15 protein-coding genes and 1 tRNA gene are annotated in these 13,789 nt (G+C 59.6%); 7 read left to right on the top strand and 9 right to left on the bottom strand.

The window, feature by feature from the left end; genetic code table 11:
* Positions 1-446 precede the first annotated feature (446 nt).
* Together KIP88_RS38445 and KIP88_RS38450 are read right to left on the bottom strand one after the other, a co-directional pair.
* Positions 447-704 (bottom strand): hypothetical protein, encoded by a 258-nt coding sequence (locus KIP88_RS38445; protein WP_214493382.1) that lies wholly within the window; start codon positions 702-704, stop codon positions 447-449.
* Positions 701-967: a hypothetical protein gene (locus KIP88_RS38450; RefSeq protein WP_214493383.1), complete on the bottom strand. Its 267-nt coding sequence runs from the start codon at positions 965-967 to the stop codon at positions 701-703. The genes KIP88_RS38445 and KIP88_RS38450 overlap by 4 nt, the downstream gene beginning before the upstream one ends.
* Before the next feature lie 905 nt (positions 968-1,872).
* On the opposite strand from KIP88_RS38450, the gene KIP88_RS38455 reads away from it, so the two are divergent.
* From KIP88_RS38455 to KIP88_RS38465, 3 genes are all read left to right on the top strand, one after another.
* Positions 1,873-2,076, top strand: a complete 204-nt coding sequence (locus KIP88_RS38455; protein WP_214493384.1) for a hypothetical protein — start codon at positions 1,873-1,875, stop codon at positions 2,074-2,076.
* A 398-nt stretch (positions 2,077-2,474) separates the two neighbouring features.
* Entirely contained in the window at positions 2,475-2,729 is a 255-nt protein-coding gene (locus KIP88_RS38460; RefSeq protein WP_214493385.1) for a hypothetical protein, read from the top strand.
* Positions 2,730-2,790: 61 nt separating this feature from the next.
* Complete coding sequence (locus KIP88_RS38465; RefSeq protein WP_214493386.1) at positions 2,791-4,317, top strand: hypothetical protein; 1,527 nt, start codon at positions 2,791-2,793, stop codon at positions 4,315-4,317.
* A gap of 338 nt (positions 4,318-4,655) precedes the next feature.
* On the opposite strand, the gene KIP88_RS38470 is transcribed toward KIP88_RS38465, so the two are convergent.
* From KIP88_RS38470 to KIP88_RS38490, 5 genes are all read right to left on the bottom strand, one after another.
* Positions 4,656-4,731 (bottom strand) — tRNA-Lys (locus KIP88_RS38470).
* A 175-nt stretch (positions 4,732-4,906) separates the two neighbouring features.
* Positions 4,907-5,494: a Spy/CpxP family protein refolding chaperone gene (locus KIP88_RS38475; RefSeq protein WP_214493387.1), complete on the bottom strand. Its 588-nt coding sequence runs from the start codon at positions 5,492-5,494 to the stop codon at positions 4,907-4,909.
* A 121-nt stretch (positions 5,495-5,615) separates the two neighbouring features.
* Positions 5,616-6,941, bottom strand: coding sequence for a TRAP transporter large permease (locus KIP88_RS38480; RefSeq protein ID WP_214493388.1), 1,326 nt, complete (start codon positions 6,939-6,941; stop codon positions 5,616-5,618).
* Positions 6,938-7,513 (bottom strand): TRAP transporter small permease, encoded by a 576-nt coding sequence (locus KIP88_RS38485; RefSeq protein WP_214493389.1) that lies wholly within the window; start codon positions 7,511-7,513, stop codon positions 6,938-6,940. The genes KIP88_RS38480 and KIP88_RS38485 overlap by 4 nt, the downstream gene beginning before the upstream one ends.
* A gap of 239 nt (positions 7,514-7,752) precedes the next feature.
* Positions 7,753-8,754, bottom strand: a complete 1,002-nt coding sequence (locus tag KIP88_RS38490; protein WP_214493390.1) for a TRAP transporter substrate-binding protein — start codon at positions 8,752-8,754, stop codon at positions 7,753-7,755.
* 994 nt (positions 8,755-9,748) lie between these two features.
* Here KIP88_RS38490 and panE point away from each other — a divergent pair.
* Positions 9,749-10,684 (top strand): 2-dehydropantoate 2-reductase, encoded by a 936-nt coding sequence (gene panE, locus KIP88_RS38495; RefSeq protein ID WP_214493391.1) that lies wholly within the window; start codon positions 9,749-9,751, stop codon positions 10,682-10,684.
* Between the two features lie 388 nt (positions 10,685-11,072).
* Here the strand turns inward: panE and KIP88_RS38500 are convergent, their stop codons facing one another.
* Both KIP88_RS38500 and KIP88_RS38505 read right to left on the bottom strand, forming a co-directional pair.
* A complete protein-coding gene (locus tag KIP88_RS38500; RefSeq protein WP_214493392.1) occupies positions 11,073-11,693 on the bottom strand; it encodes a hypothetical protein in 621 nt (206 codons plus the stop codon).
* 12 nt (positions 11,694-11,705) lie between these two features.
* Entirely contained in the window at positions 11,706-12,023 is a 318-nt protein-coding gene (locus KIP88_RS38505; protein WP_214493393.1) for a hypothetical protein, read from the bottom strand.
* Between the two features lie 391 nt (positions 12,024-12,414).
* Between KIP88_RS38505 and KIP88_RS38510 the strand changes: the two genes are divergently transcribed.
* The 3 genes from KIP88_RS38510 (at position 12,415) to KIP88_RS38520 (ending at position 13,652) form a co-directional block, all read left to right on the top strand.
* On the top strand, positions 12,415-12,921 hold the full coding sequence (locus KIP88_RS38510; protein WP_214493394.1) for a ferritin-like domain-containing protein: 507 nt from the start codon (positions 12,415-12,417) through the stop codon (positions 12,919-12,921).
* Between the two features lie 240 nt (positions 12,922-13,161).
* Entirely contained in the window at positions 13,162-13,428 is a 267-nt protein-coding gene (locus tag KIP88_RS38515; protein WP_214493395.1) for a hypothetical protein, read from the top strand.
* Entirely contained in the window at positions 13,425-13,652 is a 228-nt protein-coding gene (locus tag KIP88_RS38520) for a hypothetical protein (protein ID WP_308163736.1), read from the top strand. The genes KIP88_RS38515 and KIP88_RS38520 overlap by 4 nt, the downstream gene beginning before the upstream one ends.
* Positions 13,653-13,789: the final 137 nt, after the last annotated feature.

Below are 13,789 nucleotides of genomic sequence, written 5' to 3' on the forward strand. Positions count from 1 at the left end.
CACCACCAAAGGGCATTGTGCCGGTTTTTCCCGATCTGGTTCCAGCCTCGAAATACCGTGATTCTACGGAATCCTCATTCCTGCTGAACGCGATAACATCACTCTTGCCAGCGCGGTGTTTTCATCCCGAACAAATTTGGGCTGGCGGAGGGCCGCGCTAATGCGGCCCTTTTGCCGTTGGGCGGCTGCAACGCGGCTCACCGTTGCTGGACGATCTCGGTTTAACCGGTGCCGCTTTTGGCGCGGTTAAACAAGAAAATGGATCACCGTGGAGGCGCGCGTTCGCGGTGCGCAGCAACGTGGCGATACCGGCGCGGCGGATGGCGTCGGGATCAGGACGAAGTGGACTTCCCATTCCGGGTGCTGCTGCTGTGCTCATACCGCGCATGATGGCACCGCTTCCCGGCGGCCGATGAAGACGCATAACGGATTATTTTCAGCAGAGGTCAGCCTGATTGGTTGATACGCTGGCGGACATCAAGCCATCTTTCAAAGACGACACCGATGTCGTCCCGACACCGCCACGCGAGCCGACACTTTCCAACCGTGAAAAAGTCGTCGAATGTGATGTAGAAGTATATCGGAATGAGACCCAGTCCATCTGAATGCACGATGGCGCTGGTTCGGCAAACGTCGTAAGCCACAACGCGCAATTCGCGGCCGCCTTCAAAGAACAGCAGGCCATCGGTGGAATGTTTGATCATGTGCAGTCCCATCGGTACGTGGCCGCGCTGGCTTTGATACGTGCAGGAGCAGCATGGAATCGACGCTGAGAATATCGCTCGTAGTTGTCGTGACAATCTGGAACCTGAACTACCGTTAAACGACCAATTTTATTAAAATGATCGCCGCTACCGCTCAGCGCCATTGCGATCTTCCTGTGGTCCTCGCATTCGCCTTCGAGCAGCCAGTGACTGGCGATCAGCATCTCGATCACCTCGCAACAGACCTCGATCGAAACCGTCATCCGGCCCCCGTTGAGACGTCGGCGATATTCGCGCTTGGTTGACGGTCAGAAATACTTCCGGCCTGACGTTCTGCCGCCGGCCGCTGGCGAGGAACTCCGGCCGTTGTTAGGCCGAGGAGCAGCGCCACCAACAATGGCCGATCGTGTTCGGTTGTCGGATATCGAAGCGCTGTTCACCTGCAAAGCCCGTAGCAAACGCAGCGCCGAGGTGCGGCCGGCATTTTGGCACGCGCGACCGGCTGAATGGCTGGCGCACTTTCACAAGTAAATGGCGCGAAGTCACAAGTTACGGTTCGCATTTTTATTTAGGTATCTCGGCCGGTTTCATCTTTTGAGTGAAACGGCGGCCACCCCTTTCATACAAAGCGATGACAGACCGAACTCCATTGCTCGTCTTTTTCAGTTGCCCGTCTTGCAAGGCCGTTTACTACGCGTCACAGAAACGGAAGCCGAGTGCTGTTATCGGTCGCTTCACTTGCAAAAGCTGCAACACGACGGTGCACCAGTGGTGGGGCACCCAATACAGTTTTACGGATTGGATAGGACCGCTTGAGTTACGGCGACCGCGGCGTCCCAATTAGGCGAAGAGGTCGGCGCCCGCCTGTGTGAACCACGTAGATAACCAGGTCTGGACCAATGAGAAATTTCGCCGCTTCGATCGCGGCGAGCGGATGCCGCCGGACTGGCGGCCGCATGACTAAAACTGATCCTGCACGCGCCGATCCGCCGGATGGTGCCAGCCAGGAAGGCATTAATCGCTGTCAAAATTGATGCGCCAACGCATCACTTTACGAAATTCCTGGCACGACGGTTACAAATCGAACCGACACGAATCTGCCTGCCGATGTTCAATTGGGCTTTCATCACCGGATTCATCCGGCGAAATCATTGATCGAGGATCGGGTATGGACGACGGGGTCTTAGAGGGGGCGATTGCCGGCGCAACACTCGGTGCCGGCGCCGCAATTTGGCTAATTGCGGGATACCTGATCCAGCGATTTGCCTTCCGCAATCCAGAACCAACCCACGCTACCGTCCTTGCAACATCAATGAGCGCTTCGATGCTGCTGTTTTCGCTCGGAGCTTTGCTGGCGTTTTACATCCGATAAGATGATCCGGGTGTGGCTGATGGCCTGGTTCAAACGGTTCGTTGACCCCTCTGGGGCGTCCACAACGCCTCTACGAACGGACCCGAACTCACCAAAACCATAGAAAATCAACGGCAGCGACTTTTGTTCAGCCGCTCATAACGGTCTGGTTGCAGGACGCATAAAGCCGTCGCGAATGCCTACTTGGTAGCGCCGCTTGCATCCTATTTGCACTCCAAATTAGCCGAATTCCCTACGCCTGGTGCGTGCGCTTTTCACCTTCGTTCTTGTCTGCTCCCATGTTGCATCGACTTTGGTCAAAGGAGGCAAGATTGACGCGGCGTTACGGAGTTATGCATTTGCGCCTGCCTAATAGTCCAGAGAGGATGGTGCAACCCTATTCTTCGACCGAGGTTGCGATGGCGATAGGCGTCTCACTGGACACTTTCTATCGCACGCGCCAAATCCGGCACGAGCGCGACGGTTTGCCGGCGCCGATCAGCGAACGCGGGCCGCTCAAATGGGAACGTACTGGCTTCGACACCTGGCTGACACGGCATCATCCCATGCGTCCGAAGACGATCTCTAATGACACATTCGCGCCACCGCCGGCAGCAAGCAATGAAGAACATCGCGAGCGGCTGAGAACGGCGTATGGGGATCATGGCGCTTGACAATCAGGATCGCGCTAGATTCCAATAGGTGCCTTCTCTTGCTTCGGCGCGAAGGCTTTCTATGGCAGATCCGAAATTTCCCTATGTGAAGTGGCGTGACGGTCGTCCGCGCTCATCACATGGCGCTTACACAAGAGCGCTCGGCTTTGTCGACGCTGACCTCCGCCATCCGCCCCACGATGAAAAGGGCCACCCGGTTGGGGCGTGGTTCAATCTTCAGGAAGCCTCCGATTTTTCCGACAAACGAAGATCTGAAATCGAGGCGGCGCGGCGCGCTGGCAAATTGCTTAAAAAGATTACTGTACGGAAGCGTACCACGATTGAGGATCTTCTGGACGATTGGAGCAAGTCGGCCGAGTTCAAGGCATTGTCGGCCGCCTCGCAATCGTCCTATCGCAAGTGCATATCCGGCATCCTCTATCGGCCGCAAACGCGGGAGGTTGCTGCTAAGATGCGTGCCGAGATCCGCGCCGCCAGATTGCTGGGCGTGGCCGAGCCTGCGCGCGAGCTCGAGGCGATCGCGACCGCGCCGCCATCGTCGATCGGCAAGCCAGAACTCCGAGCGTTCTACAACTATGCGAAATCGGTACGCGGCCATCATATGGCGCTGGCAATGATCGCAACGCTGTCAGCGGCATTCACCTGGGGCCAGGAAAGCATCCTGTGGCGCCTCGGACCCAACCCGCGAGAGGGCATGGCGTTCGATCATCCGGACGGCCGCATCGTGCTGGTCGCGATGCGGGAATTTTCCGCGTGGGTCGCCGCAGCCGATGCGATCGAACGGGCCTCGATCGGCGACAGCTTCTATCTCGCGCTGTTCACCGGGCAACGCCAAACCGACCGTCTTGTTATGCGCGACGAGAGCGATGTCGCGGGACGCCATGCGTTCCGGCAAAGCAAGACTGGTGAACTCGTCGACATAAAGGAGGCGCCGCAACTTAGCGCACGACTAATCGCCTCGCGCGCGCGGATAAAGGCGCTTAAGCTGCGGCTTCAGCTTGAGACGATGCCGCTCGAACTCGTCGTCAATGAGGACAATGGCGAACCTTATGACGAGAGCACCTATCGCCATTGGGTGTCGACCGCGCGCACCGTTGCCGTGTTCGGCTTTCTCGCGCGCGATACCGTACGCCAGGCGATCGTTCGCGCTGAGCGGTTGACCACCGAACTGATCAGAACTGTCGACGGGCTGTTCGCGTCTTTCCCGCTCAATGAAGAGAACAAGGCGCAGCGCGCTCGCGCAGTTGATCAGCGCGCCCGTGTGCTGGCGGAATGGCTGGAGGCCCAAGCGACGCGCGACAGCAATGGCGATGACGGAGCATGGCGCCTGAAGCCGTGTCCGTCGCTGATGTTCATCAATGGCGCCGGCGAACTCGACCAAAAACACGACCAGGACCTGCGCGATACCTGTGTCATGCTGCTCGATCGCGCCGGCTGCGACCTGTTGACGATCTGCGACATTACCGGGCACTCGTACCGAAGCGCGCAGACGATCGTGAAGCACTACCGCGCCCGCAACGCCGATCGTGCCGATGCCGGTATCGACCGGCTCGAATTGCAGGTGCGCAAGGAAGGGATGAAGGGCTGATCGCCGCCCCGCCGAATTCACATTTCGGCGGCGGCTTTCAGCCGTAAAATTGCGCTGCGTAGCAATATTAGGGATCTTCGGTGATGGCGAACGCCATTTCGTCGATTACCGAGCGCCAACCAGCGCCTTGCAGCGCGGCCCGATGAGCACCTGGTCCAAGCACACTCGAAGGTGCGAGGTCCCCCGCTTCTTTCCTCCCAGGTACGACAAGAACCTTAAGAGAACTCCGTCAACTCGTCGCACGGCGTGCGACGTGCCATCACAAAAAGCGTCGCACGAGACCCGTTCTGTTCTCGGCGATCTTTCCTCTAACTTATTGAGGAATAATGCTTTAGGCTTGGTGGGCGCACCAGGGCTCGAACCTGGGACCCGCTGATTAAGAGTCAGCTGCTCTACCAACTGAGCTATGCGCCCGGAACTTGGTCCGGAAAGCCCTCGCAAGAGGGCGTCGTTTAGCAAAGCGACTCGGGGATGTCCAGCAAGCCGAAGCGAGTTTTCCCGGGCTTTGGCTGGCAGCCGAAATGGCGAAAAGCCGCTGGATTTCAGCGGCTTCTGCCGGTGTTCGGGCCGGGCCCGGAGATCAGGCGCGTCAGAGCCGCTCGGGGCCGCCCCGGTTCGGCCCGTCATCCCGGTCATTCCGGTTGCGGTCGTAGCCGCGATGGCGGTCAAAATCGCGGTCGCCGCCCATTCCGTGCTCGTGGTGCCGCCAGCCTCCCCGGCCGCCGAACCCGCGGTCCATTCGGGTCAGGACGGCAAGCCGCCGCTTCTGGCCGTCATCGAGCGTCTTGTACAGCGGGTCGGCCGCCTCGGCGATCTTCTTCATGGCCGCCGCGGTGGCCGCCATATTCTCGGCCCGGTCGCGCAGGCGCGTCACCGGATCGTCCGGCTTCTGCTGGCTGGAATCGTCCTTCGGCGGGTTCATCCGCGCGTTCGCGCGATCGATTCTGAGCTTGGCGAATTCCCGCACCGCGGCCTCGACCGGCGGCCACAGCTTTTCCTGGTCCGCCGTCAATTTGAGGCCGGCATGCACGGCCGCAATCCGCGCGTCGGCATAGGCCGCCCGGTCCTCCGGGCTCATCCGCGAATGGCCGTAGCCCCAATGACGGTGCTGGGCATAGACGGCGGTCGAACCGGCGATGGCAAGAACCGCGACCGCGGCGATGGCGAACTTCCTCATGCGAACCTCCTGTGAAAGGTTGCCAAAAGATGGGCCCGTGTGCAGGCGCAATCAACTTACAGATTGGCAAGAGCGGCCTGGCTTACGAAGATGTAATGTCGGGCCGTTCAGCAATCCTTCATCAGAGCATGCCGAGCGTACGCGGCAGCCACAGCGACAATTCCGGGATGTAGGTCACGAGGCCGAGGAAAACCAACAGCGTGATCAGCCACGGCAGCACCGCGATCGACAACTCGGTGATGCCCATCTTGGCAATGCCGGAGGCGACATAGAGGTTGAGTCCGACAGGCGGATGGCACATGCCGATTTCCATGTTGACCACGACGATGATGCCGAAATGCACCGGATGGATGCCGAGCTTGACCGCGATCGGATAGAGGATCGGCGCCATGATCAGGACGATCGAGGACGGCTCCATCACGTTGCCGGCGAGCAGCAGCAGCAGGTTCACCACCAGCAGGAAGGTGATCCAGTTGATGCCGCTGTCGGTAATCCAGTTGGACATCGCCTGCGGGATCTGCTCGCTCGTCATCAGGAACGAGAACAGCACCGCGTTGGTGACGATGTAGAGGATCATCGCGCTCATGTTCGCCGATTGCAGCAGAACCTTGGGCACGTCCTTCCACTGCAGGTCCTTGTAGATGAACATCTCGATCAGGAAGGCGTACACCGCGCTCATGGCGGCGGCTTCGGTCGGCGTGAACCAGCCGAGATAGATGCCGCCCAGCACCACGACGATCAGCGAGATGCCCCAGATCGATTCCCGGAAGGCGCGCCAGGCTTCGCCCCACGTCGCCTTCGGAATCTTCGGATAGTTGTTCTTCCAGGCGCGGTACCAGGTGGTCCCCGACAGCATGATCGCCAGGATCACGCCCGGCACCATTCCGGCCATGAATAATTGCCCGACCGACGCGGAACTGACCCGCTCGCCGGCCGGTCCGAAATACACCGCGCCGCTGGTCGACACCGCATAGATCACCATGATGATCGAAGGCGGAATCAGATTGCCGAGCGCGCCGCCGGTGACGATGACGCCGGCGGCAAAGCGCCTGGGATAGCCGACCGACAGCATCGCCGGCAGCATGATCGAGCCGATTGCGACGACCGTCGCCGGCGACGATCCCGACACCGCCGAGAACAGCGCCGCCGCCATGGTGGCGGCGATGCCCAATCCGCCGGCCCAATGGCCGATCATCGTTCGCGCGAATTCGATCATGCGCCGCGCGACGCCGCCATGGGTGAGGAAATTACCGGCCAGGATGAAGAACGGGATCGCCATGATCTCGAACTTCTCGATACCGGTGAAGAGCTTCAGCGCCACGGACTCGATCGGCACCGTGGTCATGAAGAACAGGAATGACAGCACGGTCAGGCCGAGCGAAATCGAGATCGGCATTCCCGTCAGCATCAGCAGGATCAGCAGCCCGAAGATAATGGCGGCGCTCATCGGGTGATCCCCCCAACGCCGGCGCCGGGCGCGTCGATTTCGACACCCTCGACCTGGGTTTCGTCATGATGGGGTAGATGGCCGGTGAGCCAGAAATTACGGGCCACCTGCAGGAAGCGGAAACACATCAGATAGGAGCCGAGCGGAACGCAGAGATAGATGATCCAGCTCGGCAGTTCGAGATCCGGCGTCACCTGGTCGGTGTGCATCAGCCCGTAGACGAATTTTGCGCCCATGGAGCCGACCACCGCCGTGAACAGCGCGCCGCACAACAGGCCGAACAGGACGGTGGCCTTACGCCAGGGTGGATTGAGCTTGTTCACCACCACGTCGACGCCGACATGGATGCCGGTGCGCACGCCATAGGCCGCGCCGAACTTCGCCATCCACACGAACATGATGATGCATAGTTCCTGCGCCCAGGACAGATTGATCGGAAACAGCAGCGGATAGAGGAACGGAATGCCGACCAGATAGCGGTGGGCCACCGCGACAAAAATGATCACGGTGGCCGCTGCAATCAGAAAAGTAATCAGCAATTCCTCAAGCCGATCGAGGATGCGAAGAAACATGAACTCCCCCATGCCGATCATTCCAATCCCGGACGAACTGGATGACCTTGCGCGCCCTTGTCCACGGCCATAGAAGCCGCAGTCCCTAGAGCATTATCGGTTCTGATTGAATCAGAACCGAAGCTCTAGATTCTTGTTTTGACGCGTTTCCTTTACGCGAACCGGTATCCACTTCGCTCGAAAACGCTATAGACATAAAGCGGCTTCCGAGCCGAAGCCCGGAAGCCCTTGACGTCGCCTCAGTTGGTCGCGCCCCTGGTCTCCTTCAGGAACTCGTCGATCAGCGGCTGACCGACGCGGCCCGCGACATCCTTGTAGACCGGCTCCATCGCCTTGCGCATGGCGGCATCCTGCTCGGGCGTCAGGGTCACGATTTCGGCCTTGCCCGACTTCTTGATCTCCTCAAGCGCGTCGTCGTTTTCCTTCTGCGACTGGCCGTTGCCGTAGGCGGTGGCTTCCTTCATGGCCTTGTCCAACTGGCCGCGAATATCTTCCGGCAGGCCGTCCCAGAACTTCTTGTTCACCACCACGACATAGCCGATGTAACCGTGATTGGTGACCGTGAAGTACTTCTGCACCTCGTTCATCTTCTGGGTGTAGATGTTCGACCAGGAATTCTCCTGCCCGTCGACGACGCCGGTCTGCAGCGCCTGATAGACTTCGGAGAACGCCATCACCTGCGGGATCACGCCCAGTGCCCGCATCTGCGCTTCCAGCACTTTTGAGGACTGGATGCGGAATTTAAGCCCCTTGTAGTCGGCGGGCGTCAGCAGCTTCTTGTTGGCGCTCATCACCTTGAAGCCGTTATCCCAGTAGGCGAGACCGGTCATTCCCTTCGAATCGAGCAGCTTCAAAAGCCTGGCGCCGAGCGGTCCGTCGGTGACTTTGCGCAGCGTCTTCAGGTCGGGGAGGATGTACGGGAGATCGAACACCTCGAATTCCTTGACGCCGATCGGGCCGAACTTGGCGTTCGAGGGTGCCAGCATCTGCACCGCGCCGAGTTGCAGCGCTTCCAGCTCTTCCTTGTCCTTGTAGAGCTGCGAGTTCGGGTAGACTTCGACCTTGACCTTGCCGGCGGTGTACTTCTCGGCGAGTTCCTTGAACTTCTCCGAGGCCAGCCCCTTCGGCGTGTTCGGCGCCACGACGTGGCTGAACTTGATGACGATCGGTGACTGCGCCGCGGCGGGTCCGACCAGAGCCAATGCTGCGATCGATGCTGCAGCCAAAATCAGTTTGCGCATGATTCCTCCCGGGTATTTTTTCGAAGCATTCCGTGGCTCCGAAGCTTGTATGCCAGTTGCACCAATACAGAGAAGCGGATCGAATTGCCATTGCCCGTTAGCAGGGGCCATGCCGATGGCTTTGCTGCATCGCAAAATGACCGCTCGGGTTTTCCGGCCTGTTTCGTGGGCAATCCCGTTCGCCTCGCTGTTGGTGGCCTCGCCCTTCGAGACGGGTACGGGGCAAAATCTCTCCGCGTCACGCAGTCCCGTAGGATGGGTGGAGCGCAGCGATACCCATCAATGCTGGTGCCTGTAGCGATGGGTATCGCTGCGCTCCACCCATCCTACGAAAAACGGTTTCGCGTTCTCGCGACGCTGATCGCCCGAGGTTTGCATCTTCGTTTGCCCTCTCGAAATAGAGGGCGCAGGGAAGACCGGGTGCGCGCCGCACCCGCGGTCTCGCGTGCAAGTGCACACAAAGAGCACGCACACGAGCATACAGGTTCGGCGGGAGCATCCCGGCCTTCCCTGCGCAATGGCTTTACGGCTTACTTCGTGCTCTCCCCGGTGAACGGCTTTCTTGCCACCGTCGTCGGCGGGACACTTCCCGCCAACTTAGCGCCAGCACCGCGGCGCCAGAACCACACGACTTCGCCGTACGCGTCAGGCGCGTACGTCTATCGCGCCATTTGCGTCCATCGCATCTCACCGCACGTTCGTGACGATCGCGAGCGTCCCTCATCTGCCGTAAGACGGGCGGAGTTATGCCGGTGATTTGCCCTGCGGGTTAAGCGGAATATTTTTGTGCGAGGGGCTGGACGCAAATCACGTTGATACGTCAGGCAAATTCGGTCTCAACGCGCAGAGTCTTAGAACTAGCCGCGCGCCCCAACCAATCGTCATTCCCCGATGCGCCATGTTCAGACGTTACGCACGCAGCAATGCATCGACCAGTAATGGCGGGGTGGTCGGGTTACTGATAGGGTCGCGAAGCTCTCTGAGGAACCGCTAGATGCGGATTTTAGTGGTCGGAGCCGGCGCACTGGGCGGATATTTCGGCGGATGCCTCATTCGCGCCGGACGCGACGTCACGTTCCTGGTGCGCCCACGCCGAGCCGAACAACTCGCCCGTCAAGGCCTCCAGATCCTCAGTCCTCATGGCGACTTCACCGTTCCTGCGGCCACCGTTCTGGTTGGTGACATACGCGAGCCATTCGACCTCATTCTGGTTGGCGTGAAGTCCTATTCACTCGATGAAGCCATGGATCACTTCGCCGCGGCCGTTGGTCCAACCACCGTGATCGTGCCGGTACTCAACGGCATGGGGCATCTCGACCGGCTAAGCGCGCGCTTCGGCGCCGAGCACGTATTGGGCGGAATGGCAAATATCAGCGCCGGTGTGGATGCCGAAGGTCGTGTTGTCCAATTTTTTCCTAACCATGATCTCGTATTCGGTGAAGTCTCGGGCAGCTTCAGCGACAGGACGCGCGCGCTGGAGGCTTGTTTCGACGGTGCGGGCTTCAATGGACGAGCCAGCGATGCGGTCATGCAGGACATGTGGGAGAAGTTCGTGCAACTGGGTCTCGTCGCCGGGATCTCTTGTTTAATGCGCGCCAGTTTCGGCGACATCCTCGCCGCACCAGGCGGACGAGAGGCGATGTTTCAAATTTTCGGCGAGTGCTGCGCGATCGCTACCGCTTCGGGCTTCAAACCGAGGCCCGCCTTTATCGAGTTCGACACGACCCTGATCACCACAGTTGGATCCCCGCTGAAGTCGTCGATGCTGCGAGACATCGAGCGGGGCTCAACCACCGAGGGGGACCATATCCTGGGTGACATGGTAGCCCGCGCCCATGCCCTGAGTATCCCGGCGCCAGTCCTCAATCTAGCACGCACACATGTCGCAGCTTATGAAATAGGCCGCTCGCGCACCATCGCGAAGTCATGACGGGTGAACGAACGGTGGAGCCGATGTCCGAGTTGGGCCATTCGCGTCGCTTTGACCGCGTGCAGCTCACTTCCGGTCTACCCCCACAAGCGGACATAATCGCGGACCGTCGGCATGTCTCAAAAGTGCCGGAAGCTGACGGAAAGAGGCCGCCAACTGAGGCCGGCCTTACTTCTGTTAGGCTGGTTCTGGTGGTTGAAGCCCGGGAGAGGAAAGCCATTCGCTGATATGGGCCGCGGTATCAAGTTGCCTGATCTTTCTAATCAGTGCGTCCTTCTCAGGTTTTAGCTGAGCAACTTGGGCTTCCAGCTTGGCTTTCTCGGCTCAAGGGGTTTCATTACGAGCACAAAGAGAAACGGCCCGCCGAAGCGGGCCGTTTCGATGTTCCTTAGCGAAGTGCCCCGCCGTAAAGCTGGCGCTCCTTGCGGACCTCTTCCGCGCCATAGGGTTTGCTGGCCGGATCGAACGATTTCCACCCAGCCTTTTGCCAGGCGGCACTGCGGTCACGCAGGTTGATGGCAGACTCGTTCAATACTGAGTCGAGGCGAGACCGATCCGTGTCGGCCACTCGTGCCGACACCAGCGTACCTCCGCGACGGACGCCCTCGGCGTAGGAGTGAGCATCCTCTGCCGAAACGCCAGCCTCCGTGAGTGCTCCGACAATACCGCCGGTAGCGGCTCCTGCTGCCGCGCCAACCGCCGTCGCAGCCAGCCAACCAGCCGCGACAACGGGTCCGAGACCGGGGATCGCCAGCAAGCCGAGCCCGGCAAGAAGGCCGGCGGTGCCACCTACGCCCGCGCCAATGCCGGCGCCTTTGCCGGCACCTTCGGCGCGATCGTCGACGCCATCGCGATCGCGATCAACCTTCTTGTCGGTGTTGAACCAGCTGTCTGAATTATTGGCGACTAAGCTGATGTCCGCGTGCGGCACGCCAGCGGATTCGAGGCGCCGAACAGCCTGCTGAGCGTCGTTGTGGTTGTCGTAAAGACGAGAAATTGTAACGGTCATGCTAAACCTTCCTTACTTGGCAGTATTGACGTTGCCTTGAAAATCGACGGTTACCGCAGTGGCGGACCCGCTCTTGCTGGCCTTGCCGCGCCAGACACCATTGTCGTCCTTTTTCAATTCGGTGACGTTGGTGTAGCCGGCATCCTCGATCTTCGACTTGGCTTGTCCTTCAGTGAAACTGTTGCGACCCGCGACAGGAGCGTTGGAATTGTTTTGACCGGGGCTGTTGACCGCGTTGTTGTTCGGTCCCGACTGCGAGGGCGGATTTTGCGCCGACGCCGTGGTAGCCACCAATAATCCAATACAAATGAAGAGAAGTGATCGTTTCATAGTTTATCTCCAGAGCTTCAGGAGCGAGCGTAATCTCCCGTTGCAGCTTTAGTTCCTAAACCGCTGTGGCGAGCGGATTGCTCATCGCCGAATAATTCGCCCGCCCGTGGACTCGTTGACCGCGGTTCGGGAGACCGCGAATGCTATTCGACGCTCTCAACGAAGTGTTGTGTCCTGCGTCGATCGCGGAGGGGCGCCCCTGGTTCAGGGCACGGTAATGAGGCAAACGGCTTGTGCCCGGCCGCTGCATTCCTACGCGATTAGTAGAATCCCAACACGTTCCGACGACGGGCGTCGGTGTCACGATGCCTTGTGTCAACTGGAGCTTGAATAGGAACTTAACCAGACGCGGGAGATTGCCCCATGCAATCCCCTCACCGCGGAGACTATGATGGCAAAGATGAAGAAGCTCGAAGACCTGTTTCACGACACGCTCAAGGACGTTTATTTCGCCGAAAAGAAGATTCTCGCGAGCCTGCCGAAAATGGCGAAAGCCGCGCAGCATGCCGGACTCAAAGCTGCTTTCGAGAAACACCTCGGCGAGACCGAAGGCCAGATCGACCGTTTAGAGCAGGTGTTTGCCGAAATTGACAAGAAACCTCAAAGCAAGACGTGTGACGCCATCGTGGGCATCGCCAAGGAAGGCCAGGAGATTATGGACGAGTACAAGGGCATGCCCGCCCACGACGCGGGGCTGCTCGCCGCAGCGCAGGCCGTTGAACACTACGAAATGACCCGTTACGGCACGCTTCGCACCTGGGCCGAAGAACTCGGTTACAACAAGTCGGTAAAGTTGCTCCAACAGACCCTTGACGAGGAACGTGCGACCGACGCCGCTCTGACCAAACTTGCGAAGTCCGTCATTAATCTGGACGCTGAAAAAGACCAAGCAGCATAATTGCCGGGCGCGCCGCCCCGACCGAATGTGGCGGCGTCATTAAGCGCGCCTCCGGCAGGCTTCAATGTCGGCGCGAGGCTCGGCACGTGGAATTGCCGCCAGGTTACGCCCCCGGACACGAGGAACAAATCCCGGCTCCGCGCGTGATGTTCAAATGAAAACAGTAACATCGAAAAGAGCGCGCGGTAGTTCCCCTACCGAACGGGATCCTTTGCAACAGCGCGGATGCCCGCAACGCTGATGGCTGAGGTTGAAGCTTGGGCGACCGCCAATGACGTTACCCGTTCGGACGCTATCTGCCGGCTTGTAGAACTTGGGCTGGCGGCCAGGGTAAAGCCAACACAGGTAAATGCAACGCGAGCCAAGGAATTGGCTGCCAACGTAATCGACAACCTGGGCGACGGTGCTGCGAGCGCCGACGATCGGGCTAGCCGCAAAAGCCGGCTGCTGAGGGGACCGGAAGAGTTCAGAGAGGCGCGCGTCGATCGGCCAAAGGCACGAAAATGATGAAGACCCCTGGCGGAAATCAACCACCGAAGCAGATCACCCGGGCCGAGCGTGAGGCGCATAGGGCGTTCCGCGAAGCAGACGCCAAAACGGCAATGAGCGAGCATGAGATTGACCAGGCAGCATTCTCGAAGAACCGCGAGCGTCTGAAAGCCGAGCGGCTCGCACGAGAGGCCGCAGCGACACCGCCCACGAAAGCCAAGCCCAAGGCGAAAAAGAAATGAAGATGATGCCGTTGATTGCACTTGTCGCTACTCTTTGCGACGAGCGCGTTTGCTCAGTGCGCGCCACCGAAGGTCGGTAAGAGCTTCGTAGGCCGACGCGCCCAGCGGACAGGGATCGGCAGCATCGCAGCCACCCC

Origin of the sequence: Bradyrhizobium sp. SRL28, assembly GCF_018596315.1 — a bacterium.
Classification (GTDB): domain Bacteria; phylum Pseudomonadota; class Alphaproteobacteria; order Rhizobiales; family Xanthobacteraceae; genus Bradyrhizobium.

What these genes read in the sequence shown, in the direction of transcription:
- KIP88_RS38445 (WP_214493382.1), bottom strand. Translation starts at nt 704, where the DNA reads ATGATCAAACATTCCACCGATGGCCTGCTGTTCTTTGAAGGCGGCCGC.
- KIP88_RS38450 (WP_214493383.1), bottom strand. Translation starts at nt 967, where the DNA reads ATGACGGTTTCGATCGAGGTCTGTTGCGAGGTGATCGAGATGCTGATC.
- KIP88_RS38455 (WP_214493384.1), top strand. Translation starts at nt 1,873, where the DNA reads ATGGACGACGGGGTCTTAGAGGGGGCGATTGCCGGCGCAACACTCGGT.
- KIP88_RS38460 (WP_214493385.1), top strand. Translation starts at nt 2,475, where the DNA reads ATGGCGATAGGCGTCTCACTGGACACTTTCTATCGCACGCGCCAAATC.
- KIP88_RS38465 (WP_214493386.1), top strand. Translation starts at nt 2,791, where the DNA reads ATGGCAGATCCGAAATTTCCCTATGTGAAGTGGCGTGACGGTCGTCCG.
- KIP88_RS38475 (WP_214493387.1), bottom strand. Translation starts at nt 5,494, where the DNA reads ATGAGGAAGTTCGCCATCGCCGCGGTCGCGGTTCTTGCCATCGCCGGT.
- KIP88_RS38480 (WP_214493388.1), bottom strand. Translation starts at nt 6,941, where the DNA reads ATGAGCGCCGCCATTATCTTCGGGCTGCTGATCCTGCTGATGCTGACG.
- KIP88_RS38485 (WP_214493389.1), bottom strand. Translation starts at nt 7,513, where the DNA reads ATGTTTCTTCGCATCCTCGATCGGCTTGAGGAATTGCTGATTACTTTT.
- KIP88_RS38490 (WP_214493390.1), bottom strand. Translation starts at nt 8,754, where the DNA reads ATGCGCAAACTGATTTTGGCTGCAGCATCGATCGCAGCATTGGCTCTG.
- panE (WP_214493391.1), top strand. Translation starts at nt 9,749, where the DNA reads ATGCGGATTTTAGTGGTCGGAGCCGGCGCACTGGGCGGATATTTCGGC.
- KIP88_RS38500 (WP_214493392.1), bottom strand. Translation starts at nt 11,693, where the DNA reads ATGACCGTTACAATTTCTCGTCTTTACGACAACCACAACGACGCTCAG.
- KIP88_RS38505 (WP_214493393.1), bottom strand. Translation starts at nt 12,023, where the DNA reads ATGAAACGATCACTTCTCTTCATTTGTATTGGATTATTGGTGGCTACC.
- KIP88_RS38510 (WP_214493394.1), top strand. Translation starts at nt 12,415, where the DNA reads ATGGCAAAGATGAAGAAGCTCGAAGACCTGTTTCACGACACGCTCAAG.
- KIP88_RS38515 (WP_214493395.1), top strand. Translation starts at nt 13,162, where the DNA reads ATGGCTGAGGTTGAAGCTTGGGCGACCGCCAATGACGTTACCCGTTCG.
- KIP88_RS38520 (WP_308163736.1), top strand. Translation starts at nt 13,425, where the DNA reads ATGATGAAGACCCCTGGCGGAAATCAACCACCGAAGCAGATCACCCGG.